Origin of the sequence: Kribbella polygonati (assembly GCF_050320105.1) — a bacterium.
Classification (GTDB): Bacteria; Actinomycetota; Actinomycetes; order Propionibacteriales; family Kribbellaceae; genus Kribbella.
Genome location: NZ_CP190129.1, coordinates 5,367,805 through 5,388,630, shown reverse-complemented (window position 1 = coordinate 5,388,630; position 20,826 = coordinate 5,367,805). Strand labels below are relative to the sequence as shown.

General features: G+C 69.3%; 20 protein-coding genes. 13 read left to right on the top strand and 7 right to left on the bottom strand.

Going from position 1 to position 20,826, the window contains the following annotated elements:
- Window positions 1–280: 280 nt before the first annotated feature.
- The 3 genes from ACQHIV_RS25445 to ACQHIV_RS25435 all read right to left on the bottom strand — a co-directional run bounded on the left by ACQHIV_RS25445 (window position 281) and on the right by ACQHIV_RS25435 (window position 2,839).
- Window positions 281–1,024 carry an SDR family NAD(P)-dependent oxidoreductase gene (locus ACQHIV_RS25445; protein ID WP_427885772.1) on the bottom strand — a complete coding sequence of 248 codons (744 nt, stop codon included), beginning with the start codon at window positions 1,022–1,024 and terminating at the stop codon, window positions 281–283.
- Entirely contained in the window at window positions 1,021–2,016 is a 996-nt protein-coding gene (locus tag ACQHIV_RS25440) for a hypothetical protein (protein ID WP_427885771.1), read from the bottom strand. The genes ACQHIV_RS25445 and ACQHIV_RS25440 overlap by 4 nt, the downstream gene beginning before the upstream one ends.
- 79 nt (window positions 2,017–2,095) lie before the next feature.
- Window positions 2,096–2,839 carry an SDR family oxidoreductase gene (locus ACQHIV_RS25435; RefSeq protein ID WP_427885770.1) on the bottom strand — a complete coding sequence of 248 codons (744 nt, stop codon included), beginning with the start codon at window positions 2,837–2,839 and terminating at the stop codon, window positions 2,096–2,098.
- Between the two features lie 103 nt (window positions 2,840–2,942).
- Between ACQHIV_RS25435 and ACQHIV_RS25430 the strand changes: the two genes are divergently transcribed.
- The 6 genes from ACQHIV_RS25430 to ACQHIV_RS25405 all read left to right on the top strand — a co-directional run bounded on the left by ACQHIV_RS25430 (window position 2,943) and on the right by ACQHIV_RS25405 (window position 10,317).
- Window positions 2,943–3,800, top strand: coding sequence for a helix-turn-helix transcriptional regulator (locus ACQHIV_RS25430; RefSeq protein WP_427885768.1), 858 nt, complete (start codon window positions 2,943–2,945; stop codon window positions 3,798–3,800).
- A 4-nt stretch (window positions 3,801–3,804) separates the two neighbouring features.
- Entirely contained in the window at window positions 3,805–5,082 is a 1,278-nt protein-coding gene (gene mshA / locus ACQHIV_RS25425; RefSeq protein WP_427885766.1) for a D-inositol-3-phosphate glycosyltransferase, read from the top strand.
- A complete protein-coding gene (locus tag ACQHIV_RS25420) occupies window positions 5,079–5,567 on the top strand; it encodes a YbjN domain-containing protein (RefSeq protein WP_427885764.1) in 489 nt (162 codons plus the stop codon). The genes mshA and ACQHIV_RS25420 overlap by 4 nt, the downstream gene beginning before the upstream one ends.
- 9 nt (window positions 5,568–5,576) lie before the next feature.
- The gene (locus tag ACQHIV_RS25415; protein ID WP_427885762.1) at window positions 5,577–6,323 is read left to right on the top strand and encodes a phosphoglyceromutase; all 747 of its coding nucleotides are present in this window, start codon (window positions 5,577–5,579) and stop codon (window positions 6,321–6,323) included.
- Between the two features lie 675 nt (window positions 6,324–6,998).
- Complete coding sequence (locus ACQHIV_RS25410) at window positions 6,999–7,847, top strand: hypothetical protein (RefSeq protein ID WP_427885760.1); 849 nt, start codon at window positions 6,999–7,001, stop codon at window positions 7,845–7,847.
- Between the two features lie 463 nt (window positions 7,848–8,310).
- Window positions 8,311–10,317: a hypothetical protein gene (locus ACQHIV_RS25405; protein ID WP_427885758.1), complete on the top strand. Its 2,007-nt coding sequence runs from the start codon at window positions 8,311–8,313 to the stop codon at window positions 10,315–10,317.
- A 54-nt stretch (window positions 10,318–10,371) separates the two neighbouring features.
- Here ACQHIV_RS25405 and phoU read toward each other — a convergent pair whose 3' ends face one another.
- Window positions 10,372–11,082 carry a phosphate signaling complex protein PhoU gene (phoU, locus tag ACQHIV_RS25400; protein WP_427885757.1) on the bottom strand — a complete coding sequence of 237 codons (711 nt, stop codon included), beginning with the start codon at window positions 11,080–11,082 and terminating at the stop codon, window positions 10,372–10,374.
- A gap of 196 nt (window positions 11,083–11,278) precedes the next feature.
- Here phoU and ACQHIV_RS25395 point away from each other — a divergent pair, with 196 nt between their 5' ends.
- From ACQHIV_RS25395 to ACQHIV_RS25385, 3 genes are all read left to right on the top strand, one after another.
- A complete protein-coding gene (locus ACQHIV_RS25395) occupies window positions 11,279–12,496 on the top strand; it encodes a sensor histidine kinase (protein WP_427885756.1) in 1,218 nt (405 codons plus the stop codon).
- Entirely contained in the window at window positions 12,493–13,170 is a 678-nt protein-coding gene (locus tag ACQHIV_RS25390; protein WP_141858161.1) for a response regulator transcription factor, read from the top strand. Before ACQHIV_RS25395 ends, ACQHIV_RS25390 begins: the two co-directional genes overlap by 4 nt.
- Window positions 13,171–13,250: 80 nt before the next feature.
- Window positions 13,251–14,270: an iron-siderophore ABC transporter substrate-binding protein gene (locus tag ACQHIV_RS25385; RefSeq protein WP_427885753.1), complete on the top strand. Its 1,020-nt coding sequence runs from the start codon at window positions 13,251–13,253 to the stop codon at window positions 14,268–14,270.
- Window positions 14,271–14,363: 93 nt separating this feature from the next.
- On the opposite strand, the gene ACQHIV_RS25380 is transcribed toward ACQHIV_RS25385, so the two are convergent.
- Window positions 14,364–15,050 carry a hypothetical protein gene (locus ACQHIV_RS25380; RefSeq protein ID WP_427885751.1) on the bottom strand — a complete coding sequence of 229 codons (687 nt, stop codon included), beginning with the start codon at window positions 15,048–15,050 and terminating at the stop codon, window positions 14,364–14,366.
- Window positions 15,051–15,347: 297 nt separating this feature from the next.
- On the opposite strand from ACQHIV_RS25380, the gene ACQHIV_RS25375 reads away from it, so the two are divergent.
- The 3 genes from ACQHIV_RS25375 to ispF are packed head-to-tail and all read left to right on the top strand — an operon-like array spanning window position 15,348 to window position 17,012.
- The gene (locus ACQHIV_RS25375) at window positions 15,348–15,833 is read left to right on the top strand and encodes a CarD family transcriptional regulator (protein ID WP_130446326.1); all 486 of its coding nucleotides are present in this window, start codon (window positions 15,348–15,350) and stop codon (window positions 15,831–15,833) included.
- Window positions 15,834–15,846: 13 nt separating this feature from the next.
- Window positions 15,847–16,545: a 2-C-methyl-D-erythritol 4-phosphate cytidylyltransferase gene (ispD, locus tag ACQHIV_RS25370; protein ID WP_380201409.1), complete on the top strand. Its 699-nt coding sequence runs from the start codon at window positions 15,847–15,849 to the stop codon at window positions 16,543–16,545.
- Window positions 16,542–17,012 (top strand): 2-C-methyl-D-erythritol 2,4-cyclodiphosphate synthase, encoded by a 471-nt coding sequence (gene ispF / locus ACQHIV_RS25365; protein WP_427885748.1) that lies wholly within the window; start codon window positions 16,542–16,544, stop codon window positions 17,010–17,012. The genes ispD and ispF overlap by 4 nt, the downstream gene beginning before the upstream one ends.
- A gap of 111 nt (window positions 17,013–17,123) precedes the next feature.
- Here the strand turns inward: ispF and ACQHIV_RS25360 are convergent, their stop codons facing one another.
- Window positions 17,124–18,125: a nitrilase family protein gene (locus ACQHIV_RS25360; protein WP_427885747.1), complete on the bottom strand. Its 1,002-nt coding sequence runs from the start codon at window positions 18,123–18,125 to the stop codon at window positions 17,124–17,126.
- 70 nt (window positions 18,126–18,195) lie between these two features.
- Between ACQHIV_RS25360 and ACQHIV_RS25355 the strand changes: the two genes are divergently transcribed.
- The gene (locus tag ACQHIV_RS25355; protein WP_427885745.1) at window positions 18,196–19,062 is read left to right on the top strand and encodes a LysR family transcriptional regulator; all 867 of its coding nucleotides are present in this window, start codon (window positions 18,196–18,198) and stop codon (window positions 19,060–19,062) included.
- Window positions 19,063–19,165: 103 nt separating this feature from the next.
- Here the strand turns inward: ACQHIV_RS25355 and ACQHIV_RS25350 are convergent, their stop codons facing one another.
- Window positions 19,166–20,803 carry a carboxylesterase/lipase family protein gene (locus tag ACQHIV_RS25350; RefSeq protein WP_427885743.1) on the bottom strand — a complete coding sequence of 546 codons (1,638 nt, stop codon included), beginning with the start codon at window positions 20,801–20,803 and terminating at the stop codon, window positions 19,166–19,168.
- Between the last annotated feature and the right edge of the window lie 23 nt (window positions 20,804–20,826).

Here is a 20,826-nt window from a genome sequence, read left to right as displayed (position 1 = left end):
TCTCATCTGATGTGGTGCAGCACTTGTCAGCTCTTCCCGACTGAGGTGGCGCAGCACCTGCGAGCTTCTCATCTGATGTGGTGCAGCACTTGTCAGCTCTTCCCGACTGAGGTGGCGCAGCACCTGCGAGCTTCTCATCTGATGTGGTGCAGCACTTGTCAGGTCTTCTCGACTGAGGTGGCACGGCACTTGCGAGCTTTCTCATCTGACGTGGTGCAGCACTTGTCAGCTCTTCCCGACTGAGGTGGCACAGCACCTGGCAGTTCTTCTGACGCTGGATCTACTGCTCCCGGTGGACCTTGTGCTGGGCGGCTTGGGCGCGGGGGCGGACCGTGATCCGGTCGATGTTCACGTGCGCGGGGCGGGTGGCGATCCAGGCGACGATCTCGGCGACGTCGTCGGAGGTCAGCGGCTCGCGGACCCCGGCGTACACGGCGTCGGCCTTGGACTGGTCGCCGTTGAAGCGGGTCAGCGCGAAGCCCTCGCTCTGCACCATGCCGGGCGCGATCTCGGTGACCCGGACCGGCTGGTCGTACAGCTCCAGGCGGAGCGTGTCGACGACCGCCTTCGCGCCGTGCTTCGCGGCGACGTACCCGCCACCGCCCTCGTACGCGACCTGACCGGCCGTCGAACCCATCACGACGATCGTGCCGCGGCCGGCGATGAGGGCCGGGAGCAACGACTTGGTGACCGCGGCGACCGCGATCACGTTCACCTCGAACATCCGCCGCCACGCGTCCAGGTCCGCCTCGGCCACCGGCTCCAGCCCGAACGCGCCGCCCGCGTTGTTCACCAGCACCTGCAGCTCGTCCCCGACCGCGGCGGCCAGCGCGGCGACGTCCTCGGCGGACGTCACGTCGCACCGCACCGCACGGCCGTCGATCTCCTTGGCCAGCGCCTCGATCCGGTCCAGCCGCCGCGCGGCGCAGATCACCTCGAAGCCCTCCCGGGCGAGGTGCCGCGCCGACGCGGCCCCGATCCCACTGCTAGCACCGGTCACCACGGCAAGAGGACGAGTCGTCATACCCCAAGCTTCTCAAACGCCTGCACCGGCTCGACGGGCTGTCTCACCGGCCGCCGGGCTGCCGCGACGACCGCCGCGAGCGCGACCAGGCTGATCGCCATGAAGCCACCGAACATTCCGAGGGTTTGTCCGTCGGGGTGGATCAGCGACTGGCCACGGAACGCCTGGACCGCGACGGTCGTCATCACACCGGCGTACGCGAAGGCAGCGACGCCGACGAGCCGCGCCCGTACCCGCTCCGGCCGCAGCCAGGTGATCCGGCGGCCGAGGAAGTGCAGTGCGAGCAGGACGATCAGCAGGAAGTGGATCGCGTGCAGCCCGACGAAGTGCGGGATCCGCAGGTCGCCGCCGACCGTGCTCCAGTGCGTCAACGGCATACCCGGACCGCCCGCCTCGACGCCGATCCCGTGGCTGCCGGCCAGCGTCACCTCGTGGCCGTACGCGTCCTTGACCTCCGTACGCTGCCCGTTCGCCCCGACCAGGTAGAACGCGAGCGCCATGCCCGCGACGGCGAGTCCGAGACCGACCCGGATCGCCCGGTTCAGCGGGGCGTCGCCGACGCGCTGGAACAGCAGCATGATCGCCACCACCAGGCTGGCGCCGAACAGGCCGAGTACGCCGGACATGAAGACCTGCTGGCCGACCTGGTTGAAGGTGTCGCCGGTGGCGTTGAAGTGGCTGAAGGTGCCGCGGGCGGCCTGTACGGCGATGAAGCCGACGTCGACGACTCCGGTGACCGCGAACACGGTGCCGGTCCACCAGCCGAAGCGCTTCGCCTTGCGCAGCTTGGAGAGCAGCCACGCCAGGGTGGCGCCGTACAGGACGAACGAGATGCCGAACTTGAACGGCTTGAGCCACACGGACTCGTTGAGGATCTCCCGGTGGTCGACCGCGAGCCCGACCCCGGACGTCAGGACCAGACCGGCCATGGCGAGCACCATCAGCATCAACGGACGATGCCAGGACTTGACTTCTGCAAGGGCTGTACGCATGTCTCAATGCTTTCGGCGAACGGCCGTGAGCACAGTGGGCCGAGTCCCTGCATCGTGGTGGTGGTAGGTCCACCAGCGCTCAGGCCTGGCGGGTCGGCAGGGCGATGATCTGGCGGAGGTTCACCTCGCGCCGCCGGCTGACCGCGAACGTCACCACGTCGGCGATGTCGTCGGCGTGCAGCGGCCCGATCTGTTCGTTCATCGACGCGATCAGGTCCTGCCCGGAGTCGTCGAGGTGGGTGGCGAGCTCGGTGTCGGTGAGCCCCGGTTCGACGTTCGTGACGCGGACGTCGTACGGCGAGAGGTCCGCGCGGAGGGCCGCCGACAGCTGGGTCAGGGCGGCCTTCGTCGCACCGTAGACGGCGTACCCGGGGAAGATCGCGTGCGCGCCGATCGACGAGATGTTCACCAGGTCCGCCGTACGGCCGTCGCCCGCCGCCTTGATCAGGTCGGGACTGAAGGCGTGGATCAGCCGGAGTACGCCGGTGACGTTGGTGTCGATCATCCGGGTCCAGTCGTCGAGCCGGCCGTCCGCGATCGGGGCCGCCAGCATCACGCCGGCCGCGTTCACCACCAGGTCGACGGTGCCGAGCCGCTCGTGGATCTTCGCCGCGCCGGCGTCCACCGAGTCCTGCCGGGTGACGTCGATGCCGACGCCGAACGTACGGTCGCCGAGTTTGCCGGCCAGGTCGTCGAGGCGGTCCTGCCGCCGGGCGACCAGGGCGACCGAGGCGCCGGCCTCGGCGAGCTGGGTGGCGATCGCGGCGCCGATTCCGCTGGCCGCGCCGGTGACTACCGCGTTGCGAATGCTCAAGTTGGTCATGGCATCGATCCTGGGGCGGTCGCCGCGGCTTACCCAGGTGTCTGCTGAGCCTGGTTCTGGCAGGACCAGGTTGGGGATCCGGCCGGTCTGGATACTGGAGGGCATGGATCGTCGTGCGGAGCTGAGCGAGTTCCTCAAGACCCGGCGGGCGCGCGTGCGGCCGGAGGAGCTCGGCATCAAGGTGTACAGCGGGCGACGCCGGGTGCCCGGCCTGCGCCGCGAGGAGCTCGCGCAGGCGGCCGGCGTCAGCGCGGACTACTACGTACGCCTCGAACAGGGCCGCACCGACAACGTCTCGCAGGAGATCCTGGACGCGGTCGCCGACGTACTGAAACTGACCGACGACGAGCGGAAGCACCTTGCCGTACTGGCGAAACCGGTCCGCCGGAAGCGCCGCCGTACGACGACGCAACGCGTCCGGCCCGGACTGCAACGGCTGCTCGACTCGATGACCGACGTACCGGCGTTCGTGCTCGGCTACCGGATGGACGTGCTGGCGTGGAACGAGCTGGCCGCCGCGCTGAACGGGTTCGACCAGAAGCAGCCGAACGTGCCGCGGATGGTGTTCCTCGACCCGGCGCTGCGGGACTTCTACCCTGCGTGGGAGGAGGTGGCGGAGGAGAGCGTCGACTACCTGCGGATGTACGCCGGGCGGCACCCGGACGACCCGGAGCTGGCTGAGCTGGTCGGTGAGCTGTCGATCCACAGCCCGGAGTTCCGCGAGTACTGGGCGCGGCACGACGTGAAGGACAAGACGTACGGGGCCAAGCTGCTGCACCACCCGGTGGTCGGCGAGATCGCGGTGTCCTACGAGACGCTGCAGCTGCCCGGGGACCCGGATCAGCTGCTGGTGACGTACACGGTGGAGCCCGGCTCGACGTCGGAGCAGAACCTCCGGCTGCTCGCCAGCTGGACGGCCGCGGACACCGGTCTGGCCGCGGAAGTCCCGGAGATACCCTGACCAGGTGACCGAAACCCCCGTCTCGCAGATCCGGCGGGTCGCGATGATCAGCCTGCACACGTCGCCGCTCGACCAGCCCGGGACCGGGGACGCCGGCGGGATGAACGTGTACGTCGTGGAGCTGTCCAAGCAGCTGGCCGGACTGGGGATCGAGGTCGACGTCTTCACCCGCGCGACCGCGTCGGCGCTGCCCGCCCGGGTGGAACTGCTGCCCGGCGTGACGGTCCGCAACGTTGCCGCCGGCCCGTACGAGGGCCTGACCAAGAACGAGCTGCCCGCCCAGCTGTGCACGTTCGCCCGCGCGGTGCTGCGCGCCGAGGCGATCCACGAGCCCGGCTGGTACGACGTGATCCACTCGCACTACTGGTTGTCCGGCCAGGTCGGCCTGCTCGCCCGCGATCGTTGGGCGGTCCCACTGGTCCACACCATGCACACGATGGCGAAGGTGAAGAACGCCAGCCTGGCCGAGGACGACGTACCGGAGCCGCCGGCCCGGCTGATCGGCGAGGAACAGGTGGTCGAGTCCGCGGACCGGCTGCTCGCGAACACCGACGACGAGGCGCGCGAGCTGATCTCGTTGTACGGAGCTGAGCCGGCGAAGGTCGGGGTGGTGAACCCGGGCGTCGACCTGGCGCTGTTCCACCCCGGTTCGCAGGCTTCGGCCCGGCGTGAGGTCGGGCTGCCGGAGGATGCCGTCGTACTGGCGTTCGTCGGGCGGATCCAGCCGTTGAAGGCGCCGGACCTGCTGATCCGGGCGGCCGCGCGGATGCTGTCGCGGGACCCGGGGCTGCGCTCGCGGCTGGTGGTGGCGATCATCGGCGGGCCGTCCGGGAACGGAATGGAGCACCCCGAGTCGCACGCGGAGCTGGCGCGGGCGCTGGGCATCGACGACGTCGTCCGGTTCGTGAAGCCGATGGAGCGGGCGCTGTTGGCCTCCTGGTACCGGGCGGCCTCGGTCGTGTGCGTCCCGTCGTACTCGGAGTCCTTCGGGCTGGTCGCGCTGGAGGCCCAGGCCTGCGGTACGCCGGTGGTCGCGGCGGCGGTGGGTGGCCTGAGTACGGCGGTCCTCGACGGGCGGACCGGGTACCTCGTACACGGGCACGGCGTCGACGACTTCGCCGACGCGCTGGCGCGGATCGCGACGGATCCGGCCGTCCGCGAGACCATGGGCCGCGCGGCGGTCACCCATGCACAAGGGTTCGGATGGGAACTGACCGCGCGCAGGACGCTGGCGGCGTACCGGACCTCAGCGCACACGATGGCGGCGGAGGTGGCTGGGTGAGGGTGTCGGCGGCGGACGTGATCCGGCAGGTGCTGACCGAGAACGAGCTGGAGTTCACCGAGAGCGAGCCGGGAGTCTTCGCCGCGGAGCTGCCCGGGGAACGGAAGCTCAAGACGGGCGTGACGCTGTCGGTCGGGCCGCAGGCGGTCCACGTCCATGCTTTCGTCGCCCGGCATCCGGACGAGAACCATGCCGCCGTCTATCGGTGGCTGCTGGAGCGGAACCTGAAGATGTACGGCGTCGCGTTCGCCGTCGACCACCTCGGGGACATCCACCTGGACGGGCGGGTGCCGCTGCACGCGATCACACCGAGTGAGGTCGACCGGCTGCTCGGGGCGGTGCTGGAGTACGCCGATTCGTCGTTCAACACGATCCTCGAGCTCGGGTTCGCGACGTCGATCCGGCGCGAGTACGAATGGCGGGTGTCGCGCGGCGAATCCACCCGAAACCTGGACGCTTTCAAGGGCTGGCTGGAGCCTCGATAACATGCGGGTATGACCTATCGCCTGATCCTGCTCCGCCACGGCCACAGCGACTGGAACGCCAAGAACCTCTTCACCGGCTGGGTCGACGTCGACCTCAACGCCCAGGGCGTCGAGGAAGCGCAGCGCGGCGGCGAACTGCTCCGCGACCGCGACCTGCTGCCCGACGTACTGCACACCTCGGTCCTGCGCCGCGCGATCCGCACCGCGAACATCGCCCTCGAGGTCGCCGAGCGCCAGTGGATCGACGTACGTCGCTCCTGGCGGCTGAACGAGCGGCACTACGGCGGCCTGCAGGGCAAGGACAAGAAGCAGACCCTCGAGGAGCTCGGCGAGGAGCAGTTCATGCTGTTCCGCCGCTCCTACGACACCCCGCCGCCGGCCATCGAACGCGGCTCCGAGTACGACCAGGCCGGCGACCCCCGGTACGCCGCCCTCCCGCCGGAACTGCTCCCGGCCACCGAGTGCCTGAAGGACGTCGTCGAGCGGATGCTCCCGTACTGGTACGACGCCATCGTCCCCGACCTCCGGGCCGGCAAGACCGTCCTCGTCACGGCCCACGGCAACAGCCTCCGCGCCCTCGTCAAACACCTCGACAACCTCGACGAGAAAACCGTCGTCGGGCTGAACATCCCGACCGGCATCCCCCTTTACTACGAACTCGACGACAACTTCAAGCCCGTCACCCCCGGCGGCGAATACCTCGACCCCACCGCCGCCCAAGAAGCCATCGAAGCAGTCAAAAACCAGGGCCGCTAACCCCAACCCCCAGCCGCGCCGACCACCAAGAACACGCCTCCGGCGCGGCTGCCTTCTTCCCGGCTCCGCCGGGCGCGCAAGGGGTGGCCGCTGGTCCGACGCACCGTCGCAGCCCCAGGCGGTGAGGCCGAAAGGTCACGCCTGCGGCGCGGCCGTCTGTTGCCGGCTTCGCCGGGTGCGCGTGGGGTGGCCGCCGGGCCGGGGTGCTGGCGCGGGCCCGGGTGGTGAGGCTGAAAGGTCGCGCCTGCGGCGCGGCTGTCTGTTGCCGGCTTCGCCGGGTGCGCGTGAGGTGGTTGCCGGGCCGGGGCACTGGCGCGGGCCTGGGTGGTGAGGTTGAAAGGTCACGCCTGCGGCGTGGCTGTCTGTTGCCGGCTTCGCCGGGTGCGCGTGGGGTGGCCGCCGCCGGGTGCTGGCGCGGGCCCGGGTGGTGAGGTTGGAAGGTCGCGCCTGCGGCGTGGCTGTCTGTTGCCGGCTTCGCCGGGTGCGCGTGGGGTGGCCGCCGGGCCGAGGCACTGGCGCAGACCTAGGTGGTGAGGTTGAAAGGTCGCGCCTGCGGCGTGGCTGTCTGTTGCCGGCTGTACCGAGCACAAGCAGCCCGCTCCCGGCCTCCGATGCGATTACAGAATGTAGGCGGAACCTGCTAAGTATGTTGCCTTCTGGGGTGGAAGGGAACACGTGGAACGCGGAATCGTGCAGTTCGCTGAATACCGGGCGTTCGAGGTTCAGCGTCAAGAGGCCAGCAACGCGATGATGGGACTGTTGGCCGGTGCTCAACTGGCTTCGCATCTGCTGCAGTTGACCGAGGGGTCGGACACCCTGCTGCCGGATGTGTTCCCGCGGGTGGCGCATATCCGCCGCTTCAACCTCCGGACTGAGGCTGCACGGACGATCCTGCAGTCCGCCGACACGCATCTCGGTGCGATGAGCGTTCCCTACGCCCTCGCGTTGCATGAGGATTTCCTCAAGACGTGCGTCGGACTCCTGATTCGTGATGGGAGAGCACCGTCCAGCGCAGGCAACGCGGTACTCGCGCAGTTGCACGATGCGATCGAGGCGGCCAGCGGGAGAACCTTCGACGGGGACAGCATCATCCAGATCGACACGATTCGGCTGATGCGCAACGCAACCATCCACAGCGGTGGTCGAGCGCATCAGCCGTTGGTCGACAAGGTCGCGCTCTGGACGCCAACGGCGGAGGCCGGATGGGTGAGGATCGCGAAGAAGTCCCTCGCGGGGATCGCGGCGGGCGATCGAGTGGAGTTCGGCCACCCCGAGCTGATCCTCACGTTGGCAGTGACCAAGTCCCTCGGACGGCAGGCGAACGTCATTCTGCGCGATTCTCTCAGCCGGAGCCTGTGGGCGAAGCTCGTCATCGAAGACGTCCTTGCCGAGGAACCTGGCATCTTGAACCGGCATCAGCTCGAGCGGAAAGCTGCGGGAAAGGCCCGACGGCACTACGCCGCCCTCAGGCTGACCAGCGCCGAGCTCACCGCTGCGATGCGCGTCGTACTGGCCGACACATGACGAGGGGCGGACCGCCGTGCGGACCGCCCCTCACGAAAAAGTGGGGCTCTGCCATTTGAGCTACGTCCCTCCAACGAGGGCGCCGGGACTCGAACCCGGATCGTCCACCTCAGTCGAAGCATCCGGCGATGAACCGCTGGGACTGACTCCCCATGCTCCGCTGCGACCAACTTGACTCCAGGTCAAGTCTATCACTGAGGCGATCGACTACGCCTCCGCACCGAAGGCGCCTCCGTAGTCCTGTGCACGACGGCCGTTCGCCGATGCCTCCACCCCGCGGGGCTTCCGCGCACCCCGGCGGAACGGAGGGTTCTACTCACGGCCCCGGCCGTTAGGTGCGTCTGTTGGTTGGGTGGGGGTGAGGCCTTGCCGTGGGGCGGGCTGGGTCTTAATCTCTTATTTACGGGATATAGTTTCAGAATGCTGTAGATATCCGTATTCCACCGCTCTGGAGGACGGAATGATGCGTCGTGTCTGGGTTTTGCTGGTTGTGTTGTTGTTGATTCCGGTTGCTGTGCCGCGGGCCAGTGCCGGGCCGCCGCGGGAGGCGATCCGAACTTCCAAGCCGTTCCTGTCCGCGATGGAGGGTGGGAACACGGTTGAGGCGAAGATCCGGGAGGCCGCGCCGCGGGCGGACGGGTTCCGGCATATCGATACGCCGGCGACTATTCGCCGGCTGCGGCAGCTGCACGCGACGATGTACACGTTCGGCATCTGGGACAAGGCGACCGACTGGGACGATTTGCGGCTGGAGTTTGCGCCGGCCGCGGCTCGGGCCGGGATCGACGTCATGGTGTACCTGGTGCCGCCGTCGGAGTGTTTCCTCAACTCCGCGCGGCATCTCGACGGCAGGTGTTCGCGGCCGTTCAACACCGACTACATCCGCTGGGCGACCGAGCTCGGCAAGCTCTCGCTGACGTATCCGAACATCAAGTCGTGGGGCATCGACGACTTCCTGGTCGGCGCCAACAGCACGCTGTTCACCAAGGAGTACCTCGGCCAGGTCCGCGCCGCGATGAACGCGGTCAACCCACACCTCAAGTGGTACGTGACGCTCTACTCGTGGGACATCACCCCAGCCACCGCCGACAAGATCAAGGGCGCCCTGGACGGCGTGATCTTCCCGTACACGGGCTACGTCAACAACTCGATCGACCCCACCTGGCTCGAACCGCGCCTGGACTCGTCCCTCGACGTACTGCGGCCCGCCGGCCTGAGCCTGGTCCTCCTCGTCTACACCGGCAGATTCCTCGACGGCATGATCCACCCCGACGAGCGGTACGTCGCGGACGTGATGCGCCGGGCTACGCCGTACCTGCAGGACGGCCGTCTCGACGGCGTCATCGCGTACGGCGCCCCGGTGCGGATCGACCTGCAGCAGCCGAGCTGGGACTACTGGGGCCACAGCGGAAACGGCCGGTTGAGCCTCAGTGTCGGCAACTTCACCTCGACCGTCGACGGGAGCTACGCCGCCGCGTCCCAGCAGATGGTTGTCTCCGGCAACGGGCCGCGCTCGATCACTTTCAAACACAGGGATCCCGATGTAGGCGGTCTCCGCGGGTACCAGTTCAAGCAGGTGCTCGTCGACGATCAGGTGGTCTGGCAGGCCGATGTCGAGGAGGATCCGAAGGAGACCTGGCTCACCACGACCGTCGACCTGACCGCGGCGCTGCAGGGCAAGACGTCGGCCAAGGTCACGTTCCGCCTGTTCGACCAGCGCGGGGTCGGCTGGTGGCCGCTGGACTGGAGCATCGACGACGTCACCGGCCGCGGCGTCGTCGTACGCAACGGCGGCTTCGAGCAGAACCGGGACTGGGAGCTGACCCGCAACTACCCGACGATGCAGCCGTACATCGACATCTACTCGATCGACCGGCCTGCCCGGATCTTCAACGCGATCGGTACGGCGTACGCCCGGTACCAGGGCCAGCCGTACGTACCGGTCCAGGGGCCGCGCGGGAACTCCGTGAAGATCGGCCCGGACAACCGCGCGATGTACGGCAACGGCTGGCTCACGTTCACCGTGCCGAACGGGCCGATCCCGGCGAACACCTGCGCCACCGCCACCCAGCAGGTCCGGGTGAAGCCGGGGCAGCCGCGCTACGAGATCTCGTTCTGGCACGCGGATCCGGAGCAGGCGCGGTTCGGTGAGATCTTCAAGCAGCTGTGGATCGACGGGCAGCTGATCTGGAGCCGGGATGCGGGCGACTACTGGCCGTGGTTCTACCTGAACGGTTCCGACCACCAGGGCGGCATCGACGTGACCGACTTCGTGAAGGGCAAGCCGTCGGTGTCGATCCAGTTCGGGATCTGTACCAGGCAGGCGGTCACCAGCCCGGGCCTGTTCGTGAACTTCGACCATCTCGAGGGCGTCAACCTCGACATTCACAACCCGGGCTTCGAGAACCGCTCGGCCTGGTCGCTGACCGCGAGCAGGCCACTCCAGGCGGACATCGCGATCGCCCGCTGAACGCAAACAGGCGCCCCCGGCAACGAGCCGGGGGCGCCTGCCGTGATCGGTTGGTCAGTCGTTGCCGTTCGGGTTCGGCGCCGAGGCGCCGGCGCCGGAGCCGGCCGCGGTGCCGCCGACGGCGACCGGGAGCTCGCCGGTGACCAGGTACACGACCCGGCGGGCCATCGCGACCGCGTGGTCGGAGATGCGCTCGTAGTACCGGCTGAGCAGCGCCATGTCGACGGCGACCTCGACGCCGTGCGGCCAGTCGGCGTCCATCATCAGCCGGAACTGGTTCGAGCGGAGCTTGTCCATCTCGTCGTCGCTGGCCTCGAGCTTGCCGGCCGCCTCGACGTCGCGGGAGGCGATCACGTCGCCGGCGGCGTCGACCATCTTGCCGGCCACCGAGCCCATGTCCTCGATCACGTCGTGCAGCTCGGTCGGGATCGCGGGCGCCGGGTAGCGCATCCTGGCGATCTTCGACACGTGCGCGGCCAGGTCGCCCATCCGCTCCAGGTCGGCGACCATCCGCAGTGCGGCGACCAGCATCCGGAGCTCGTTGGCGACCGGCGACTGCCGCGCCATCAGCTCGAAGACCTTCTCCTCCACACCCTCGCCGGCGGCATCGAGCTGGATGTCGGCCGCGATGACCTCCTCGGCCTTGCGGATGTCGGCCTCCAGCAGGGCGGCCGTCGAGCGGCGTACGGCGGTGGACACCGTCCTCGTCATCCGCTCGAGCTCGGCGAGGATGTCGTCGAGCTGCTCGTGGTAGCTGTCACGCATGGTGTTCGAATCCGATCTGTGGTGTCCGGTGCCGCGGCGGGGCATCAGCAAGGTACCCGCCCATCGGTGACCGTATGCCGTCGAGGTTGCCGGACGGCGACGAGTGGTGAACGCCTGATGAACAGTTGAGTCGTGTCCCGGTCATCCGGTGCTCATTCGGTCTTTCCCTGCTGGTTGCCCGCGTAGCATCGTTGCCGTGGACCCCACGCTGGCTGCGGTGCTGGGCGGCGTCATCGGCGCGGCCCTGGCCCTGCTTTCGCTCGGAGCGATGATGCTTTCCGAGCGGGCCCAGCGCAAGATCCCGGAGTCCCCGGAGCCGATCGTCCCGGCCGGCGTCGCCACGGTGCTGTCGGTACTGCGGTCCTCGGCGGTCGTGATGGGCCCGGAGGACCAGGTCCTGCAGGCCAGCGCCCCGGCCCACGTGCTCGGCATCGTCCGCGGCGAGCGGCTGGTCGTGGACGACATCCTGACCATGGTCCGGATGGTCCGCCGGGACGGGGAGATCCGCCAGCAGGACCTGGAGATCGTCCGCGGCCGGCTCGGCGCCACGCAGTACGTCAGCGCCCGGGTAGCGCCGCTGGGCAGCCAGCTGGTCCTGGTGCTGGTCGAGGACCGGACCCGGGAGCGCCGCCTGGAGGCGATCCGGCGGGACTTCACCGTGAACGTCAGCCACGAGCTGAAGACCCCGGTCGGCGCGCTGATCCTGCTCGCCGACGCGGTGTCCGAGGCGTCCGACGACCCGGAGGCGGTGCAGCGGTTCTCGGACCGGATGCGGATCGAGGCGTCCCGGCTGAGCCGGCTGGTGAAGGAGATCATCGAGCTGTCCCGGCTGCAGGGCGACGACCCGCTGGAGAACCCGGGTCCGGTGGACGTCAACTCGATCATCGAGACCGCGGTGGACCGATGCCGGATCGACGCCGAGGACCGCGACATCAAGATTGTCGTGAAGACCGAGCCCGAGCTCGAGGTGCTGGGCAGCGAGGACCAGCTGGCGATGGCGATCGGCAACCTGGTCGAGAACGCCGTCAACTACAGCCCGGACGGCACCCGGGTCGCGGTCGCCGCGCACCCGATCGGCGACCTGGTCGAGGTGACGGTGTCCGACCAGGGGGTCGGGATCCCGAGCAGCGACCTGGAACGGATCTTCGAGCGCTTCTACCGGGTCGACCGGGCCCGCAGCCGGGAGACCGGCGGTACCGGGCTCGGCCTCTCGATCGTGAAGCACATCGCCTCGATCCACGGCGGCGACGTCCGGGTCTGGAGCGTCGAGGGCCAGGGCTCCACCTTCACCGTGAGACTCCCGTTGCGGTTCGAACCCGCACCGGGCCAGACCGACTCCGCCGTGCAGGAGGAGGCGGCCGTAAACCTGACGCCTACCCCGTCAGGTCAGATCGCAAAGGAGACAGCTTCGTGACCCGAGTGCTGGTCGTCGAAGACGAAGAGAGCTACAGCGACGCGCTGTCGTACGTGCTGCGCAAGGAAGGGTTCGAGGTCGCCGTCGCGGAGACCGGGCCGGACGCGCTGGACGAGTACGACCGCGCCGGTGCGGACATCGTCCTGCTCGACCTGATGCTGCCGGGCCTGTCCGGCACCGAGGTCTGCCGGGCGCTGCGCAGCCGCGGCAACGTCCCGGTGATCATCGTGAGCGCCAAGGACACCGAGGTCGACAAGGTCGTCGGGCTCGAGCTGGGCGCGGACGACTACGTGACCAAGCCGTACAGCCCGCGCGAGCTGCTGGCCCGGGTGCGCGCCGTACTGCGGCGTGGCCAGGACGTCGAGCTGCTGCCGGACACCCTGGAGGCGGGGCCGGTGCGGATGGACGTCGAGCGGCACGTGGTGACGGTCGGCGGTACCGAGATCCGGCTCCCGCTGAAGGAGTTCGAGTTGCTCGAGATGCTGCTCCGGAACACCGGGCGGGTGCTGACCCGCGGCCAGCTGATCGACCGGATCTGGGGCGCCGACTACGTGGGCGACACCAAGACGCTGGACGTGCACGTGAAGCGGCTGCGTTCCAAGCTCGAGAAGGACCCGTCGAACCCGCAGCACCTGGTCACCGTGCGTGGCCTGGGGTACAAGTTCGAGTCCTGAGTCACACCCCCGCGGGTCGCGACGACCTATCGGGTTAGCTTAGGCTCTCCTTAGTTGAGGCAAGCTAAGGAGAGTCACTCATGTCCTGGTCCCGAACCAAGGTCGTCAGTGCCGTCACGACGGTGCTGCTCGCCACGACCTCGCTGGCCGCGTGCGGCAGCGGCGACGACAAGGCGGCCGTCGGATCGGGCGGTACGTCGTCCGCCGGGTTCCCGGTCACGCTGAAGAACACGTTCGGCGAGACGACCATCACGAAGAAGCCGGAGCGGATCGTCACGCTCGGCTGGAACGCGCAGGACGTGGTCTACGCGCTCGGCGAGACCCCGGTCGGGATGCCGAAGGTCACCTACGGGCAGACCGCCGACGGCGTCACCGCGTGGGACGCGGCGAAGTTCGACAAGTCGAAGACGACGCTGCTGGACACCGGCGACAAGTACCCGTTCGAGAAGATCGCGGCGCTCAAGCCGGACGTGATCCTGGCGCCGTACGAGGGGTTCGACGCGGCGACGTACAAGACGCTGAGCGACATCGCGCCGACCGTCGCGTACCCCGGGGCGCCGTGGCAGACGACCTGGCAGGACCAGACGCTGCTGGTCGGCGAGGCGCTCGGCAAGAAGGCCGACGCGGAGAAGCTGATCACCGGTATCCAGGACAAGATCAAGCAGGTCGCGGCCGAGCACCCCGAGTTCAAGGACAAGACCATCACGGTCGGCTCGTTCGGCGCCGAGAACTACATCTACATGCCTGGCGACCCGCGGGTGCAGATCCTGAACGAGATGGGCTTCAAGAACGCGCCCGGTGTCGAGGCGCTGGAGAAGACCAACTCCAAGAAGGAGTTCTCGCTGACGATCAGCAAGGAGAAGGTGGCGGACGTCGACGCCGACGTGCTGATCGCGTACGTGGACGGGATCGGGACGCAGAAGTTCCTGGCCGACCCGGTCTACTCGTCGCTGAAGGCCGTGAAGAACGGCGGCGCGTACCCGCTGCAGGACCAGCAGGTGATCTCCGGGATGAGCGCGGTCAGCGTGCTGAGCGTCCCGTGGGTGCTCGACAAGGTCATCCCGGGCCTGTCGAAGGCGGCGTCCGCAAGCAAGAACTGACAGCTCCGGTACGGCGCGCCTCGGCCACCGGCTCGCCGTACCGCAGCAGAACGGGCCGTCCCGCGCCGGGGCGGCCCGTTTCTGTACAGGTGGTTACTGCGCCGGCGGCGGGGTCGGCGAGTAGTGGTCGTCGGCGAGGACCGGGACGTACGCCGAGATCGGTGCGGCCGTGCCGAAGGTGATCGTCACGTTGACCATCTGGCCCGGCTTCGCGCCGGTGACGACGATCGCCGGACCGCTGTCCTCGGCGCCCGGGGTGGTAGCGGTCGGGGTCTCGGTCGGGGCCGCCGGGGTGGCCGTCGCGCCGGGCGTGGTCTTCGCGCCGGGGGTCGCCGATGCGCCGGGGGTGGCCGGGGTCGCAGTACCGGGGGCGGAGGCCTCGGCGGCGGTGGTGCCGGGCAGCAGGAGCGCGGAGTTCGGCGCCAGGTCGACCGGGGCCTTGATCCCGGCGAAGGTGACCTGTCCGGCCTGCCAGCTGCCGTCCTGGCCGTCCTGGGTGCCGGCCGGCGCCTGTGCGAACCCGACCAGGGTGTCGGCCTCGCCGCCGTCGTTCACGATGACGCCGTGCAGCTCGCCCTTGCCTTCGGAGTCGGCCAGCACGAGCAGGTTGCGGACCTTGATCTGACCGCTCTCGACGTTCGTACCCTCGGCGGCCTGGTACGGCTGCAGGGTCGGGGCGTCGAAGCTCGCGCTGCACGCCCCCAGCGCGAGACTGAGGGTGACGGCGGCACCCGCCAGCGCGGCGCGCCGGGCGAACCGCGAGGACAACGTGATCGGCACTGGAATCCCTCTCGTGCAAGCTGATTCAGCACTGTGTGCGGACAACTGCGGACTACTCTGGAGCTGTTGCGGACACCGTCAGGCAGCGGCCTCCGGCGCCCCAAAGCGTAGCCCTCGGCCGTCGCGGTCCCGACGCCGGGATCCTGATCACCGATGTCCGAGGCAACGGCACACGCGCGCACGAAGCATTCCCCAGACCGTTTGTCAAGGCGGGAAGTGGGCCCTGACCAGCGCAAACGCCCCAACCGGACCAGCGACCGCGTGGTAGGATAGATCTTGGAAAGGGGCACTTCACACATGACTTTCACAGTCGGCGAGACGGTTGTTTACCCCAATCACGGAGCGGCCGTCATCGAGGACATCGAGACCCGTCAGATCAAAGGTGAGGACAAGACCTATCTGGTCTTGAGGATCGTCGCTCAGAACGACCTGGTCGTCCGGGTCCCCGCGTGCAACCTCGATCTCGTCGGCGTGCGTGACGTCGTGGATCAGGCTGGCCTGGAGCGCGTCTTCGACGTGCTGCGCGCACCGCACACGGAGGAGCCGACCAACTGGTCGCGTCGCTACAAGGCGAACCTGGAGAAGCTGCACTCCGGTGACGTGCTGAAGGTGGCAGAGGTCGTCCGCGACCTGTGGCGCCGCGAGCGTGACCGCGGTCTGTCCGCCGGTGAGAAGCGGATGCTGGCGAAGGCTCGCCAGATCCTCGTCTCCGAGCTGGCGCTGGCCGAGCACACGAACGAGGACAAGGCCGAGGCCATCCTCGACGAGGTCCTCGCTTCCTGAAGTCGCAACCTGCATGAGTAGCGCGGTCGTGATTCCCGCGGCCGGGCTGGGGCTGCGGCTTGGTGGTGAGACACCGAAGGCATTTCGAGAGGTCGGTGGCGATTCGCTGCTGGTCCACGCGGTGCGTGGCCTGAAGGCAGCGTCCGCCGCCGACCTCGTCTGCTTCGTGGTGGCGGTGCCGCCCGGTTCCGAGGAGACGGTCGGCAAGGAGCTGGCGCCGTACGTCGGTGACGCCCGGCTGCTGGTGGTCGCCGGCGGTGCCGAGCGGCCCGATTCGGTGCGGGCGGCGCTGGACGTGCTGCCGGTCGACGGGATCGACTGCATCCTGGTGCACGACGCGGCCCGGGCGTTCGTTCCCGCGGACGCGATCGAGCGGGTGGTCGCGGCGGTGCGGGACGGGGCCGAGGCCGTCGTACCCGTGGTGCCGGTGACCGACACGATCAAGGTGGTCGGCCCGGGCGGCGAGGTCGTCGACACGCCTGACCGGTCGACGCTGGTCGCCGTACAGACGCCGCAGGGGTTCGCGCCCGACGTACTGCGGCGTGCGCATGCGGCCGGGGCGGACGCCGGGGTGACCGACGATGCGATGATGTGCGAGCGGATGGGGGTCACCGTGCGGACGGTCGAAGGGTCGCCGGACGCTTTCAAGGTGACCCGGCCACAGGACCTGTTGCTGGCAGAGGCGCTGCTCGCGGAGAGGCGGCTGTCGTGAAGATCCCGCGCGTCGGCAACGGTGTCGACGTCCATCCGTTGGAGGACGGCCGTCCGATGTGGCTGGCCGGCCTGCACTGGCCCGACGAGCCGGCCGGTCTGGCGGGGCACTCGGACGGCGACGCGGCGGCGCACGCGATCTGTACGGCGTTGCTCACGGCGGCCAAGCTGGGTGACCTCGGGTCGAACTTCGGCACGTCCGAGCCGGAATGGGCCGGTGCCGCCGGCGTCACGCTGGTGGCGGAAGCGGCCCGCCGGGTACGCGCCGCCGGGTTCGAGATCGGCAACGTCACCGTGCAGGTCGTCTGCAACCGCCCGCGGATCGGCACCCGCCGCGAAGAGGCCGAGAAAGTCCTCTCGTCCGCCTGCGACGCCGAGGTATCGGTCAGCGCCGCAACCACCGACGGCCTAGGCTTCCCAGGCCGCGGCGAAGGCATCCTCGCCCACGCCACCGCCCTCATCTACTGACCCGCCGTGTCGGCCATCGCCCTGGTCTACTGATTCCGCGATGTCGGCCAGCGCCCTGGTCTACTGACCCCCCGCCGTGTCGGCCGGCGGCAGTTGATGGGCACTGTGCGGTCACGCCTCCTCGGCACGGTGCTGGGGGAGCGGAGCGTGGAGTTCGACCGGGGCGTTCGAGAAGCGAGCGGCGCGGGGGTTGAGTTCGTTGCCCAGGTGTTCGGTGAGCAGGCCGTACAGCTCGGGGCGGCGGCCGCGGAGCCAGCGGCGGCCGGTCGAGAGTGGGACGAGGGACAGGTCGAGGTCGGCGGTGACGACTGCCTCCGCGGGGACGGGGGTCTCCGCGACGATCCGGCCGTACGGGTCGAGGATCATGCTGTTGCCGGTGCGGAGCTCGTTGTCGTCCCGGCCGACTCCGTTGCTGAAGAGAACGAACAGGCCGTTGTCGTGGGCACGCGACGGGAGCCAGCGCAGCAGCCACTCGCGCCCGCTCGGCCCGTTGAACGCGCCCTCGACCGCACCCGGGTCGGTCAGCCGGTGCTCCCAGACCGACAGCGGGATCGGCTTCATGCCGTACGGGCTGCGGGAGTTCGTCCCGCCGGTCTGATGCGGCGCGAGCAGGACCGTTGCGCCGAGCAACGCGGTGATCCGGACGTTCTCGACCAGATTGTTGTCCCAGCAGATCAGTACCCCGGCCCGGAACCCCCACGGCGTGTCGAAGACCGTGTACGCCGACCCGCTCGCGATCGCCTCGTGCTCGAACGCGTGCAGCTTCCGGTGCACGTGGACCCGCCCGTCCGGCAGGCACACGGCGTACGCGTTGAACAGCACCCCGTCCGACTCCTCCAGGAACCCGACCCCGATCCCCGCGCCGAGTTCCTTGGCCAGGGCAAGCACCCGGGTGACCAGCGGACCGTCGGCCGGCTCCGCGAGTTCGTGCAGCCGCTTGCGCGTGTGGTTGCGAAGGTGCCAGTAGCCGAGCAGGCACAGCTCCGGGAAGGCCACCAGCCGGGCACCGCCGTCCACCGCCTCCCGCGCCAGCCGCTCGACCGTGCCGAGATTGGCGGCCGGTTGGTCGGGGGTCGGCTCGAACTGGACCACGGCTGCGCGGAAGGTCGTCATACAGCTATCGAAACGCCGGTCCATCCATGACGTCCAATCACTGTTTGCGCGGATTCCATATCCTGACGTTATGGATCTGCGGCTGCTCCGGGCGTTCGTCACGGTCGCCCGCCTGCGGAACTTCGGCGCTGCGGCCGCCGAGCTGTCGACCAGCCAGCCCGCGCTGACCAAGCAGATCCAGGTCTTGGAGCGCCGGGTCGGCGCGGTGCTGTTCAGTCGCGGCCGGCACGGCGCCCGGTTGACCCCGGCGGGGGAGCTGCTGCTTGCTGACGCTCTGGAGTTGCTGGACCGCTCGGAGGCCTTCGAGCGGCGGGCCGCGCAGGTCGCGTCCGGCGTCGTTGGATCGCTGGCGATCGGCTTCGGCCTGTCCGGGATCGAGCTGGCGCCGCGGGCGGTGGCGCTGTTCCGGAGCCGCTGGCCGGGGGTGACGATCTCGCTCGAGGACCTGCCGTCGACCGTGCAGTGCGAGCGCCTGCTCGCGGGCAGCCTGCAGATCGGGTTCGTCCGCCTGCCGGTGCCCGCGGGCCTCGAGCATCTCCGGCTGCGCCGCGACCGCCTGGCCCTCGCCGTACCGGCCGATCAGGACCTCCCGCGGGACCTGGTCAGCTGGATCGACGCGCGGCCGCTCGTCCGCCTGACGCCGGCCCGCGGACCGGGCCTGACCGCACAGATCAACAGCCTGTACGCCGAACTCGGTTGCCACCCGCAAGTACTCCAGGAGGCCGGCGATCTGCAGACCGTGCTCGCGCTGACCGCCGCGGGCGCGGGGCCGGCCGTCGTACCGCAGACCGCCGAACGGATCGCGCCGCCCGAGGTCCGGCTGGTGCCGCTCCCGGGCCGCGCCGCCACCTGGTGGACCGGGGCCGCGTGGGCGACCCGGACCCCGCTCACCGAGCGTTTCGTCAAGGCCGCCGCCGAGATCGCCCGCACCACCTAGCGCCCTCCCGGGGCTACGCCGAGTCGTGGATCGAGGTCGCCGAATGCGGCGCGGCGCCCGCCGAATCTCACGACTCGACGAGCGCGCGGAGTGCGCGGGGGCACTACGGGGTGATGGAGGTCCAGAAGGCGCACTGGTGTTCTTGGGCTAGGTCGGCCGGGGCGATGGCTGTTGAGTCGAGGGACTGGACGTGGTCCTTGTCCTGGAAGGGCTGCCAGCGGGGCTGGTTCGGGCCGTTCGGGTTTCCGGTGTGTGCGAACTGAGTCCAGTAGCTGATCATCGTCGCGGCGAGTTGCTTCTGTGCGGGCGTACTCGGGCCTGGGAGCTGCTCGTCGTTGAAGAGGTACTGCAGTTCGGCGCCGTGGAACGCGCCGGTCGGGAAGTTCGGCTTCGGGAGCGTGGTGAACCACGGCGCGGTCGTGTCGGCGAACTCGTACGCATAGAGCGGCGTGTGTGCGGCGAGTGCGCGATCCCGGGCGAGAACCGGGCAGCCCCACGCCCAGTCGGTGACGACGGCCGACAACGCCTCGCCGGCGGATCGGAACTTGCCGACGGGATAGCGGGCCAGGACCCGTGCCGCGTCGGCCGGATCGAAGAGCGTGTGGATCTGCTCCCGGTAGCTGGTGGGGGTCGTGACCTGACCGGTCGCGGTTTCGATGGCCGCGGTGAACAGGTTGTGTTCGTCTCGGGTGGTGCCCTGGATGATCGGGACGTGGTTGAAGCGGCCGGTGGCGAAGGCGCGTTCCGGGCTGATCGGCAGCATGCCGCCGCCGACGGTGGGTCCCGATCCGACCCCGTCGTCGGACCACTTGGCAAGCTCCTCGGTGGACTTGGACCGCAGGCAGGCCGCGGCGGCCGCCGGGCGGGAGCAGCCGAGCTTGGATGCGACCTCGAGGCCGTGCTGCTCACGTTCGGAGCGCGGCAGCGGGAACCAGGTCGGCGGCCCGGGCGACCAGTTCCTTCCGGTGCACTCGGCACTCTGCACGATCGCCTTCTGGAACAGGCCCGCTGAGCCGGGCGCGGCCAGCTGGGAACAGACGCTGGTGCCGCCGGCCGACTCGCCGAAGATCGTGACGTTGCCCGGGTCGCCGCCGAACGCTGCCGCGTTGCGTTGCACCCACCGCAGCGCGGCCTGCTGATCTTCGAGGCCGAAGTTGCCCGAGAGCTGACGCGCTCGGGCGTGGTCCAGCGCCGGATGGGCGAGGAAGCCGAAGATACCCAGCCGGTAGTTGGGGCTGACCACGACGACCTGACCGCTGTTCGCGAGTTGCTGCGCGTCGTACAGGCTGCCGGCTCCGCTGATGAAGCCGTTGCCGTGGATCCACACCATGACCGGCAGCTTCCGGCCGTCGCTGCCGAGTGGGGTGGTGACGTTGAGGTAGAGGCAGTCCTCGGTGGTGCTCGCCGGGTCGATCAGCCCCTCGGCCTGGGCACATCGGTTCCCGGGCTTGGTGGCGTCCCGGACGCCGCGCCAGGACGCGGCGCGCTGCGGCGATGCCCAGCGAAGCTTGCCGACGGGCGGAGCGGCGTACGGGATTCCCTGGAAGAGCCGGGCTTGTGCGGTGAGCGTGCCGCGGACGGCGCCCTCGTCGGTGGAGACCACGGTGGGGGTCTCCGCCGTACGGCGACCGTCGGCCTCGGCCACTCCGCCGCAGGCGGCCACCGAACTCGTGAGCAACGCTGTGATCACCAGCGCCCCGAGTCGGCGGCGCTGCCGGTGGTGCTGATCCTGCTGTCGCATAACTCGCTCACATTCCTTCGACT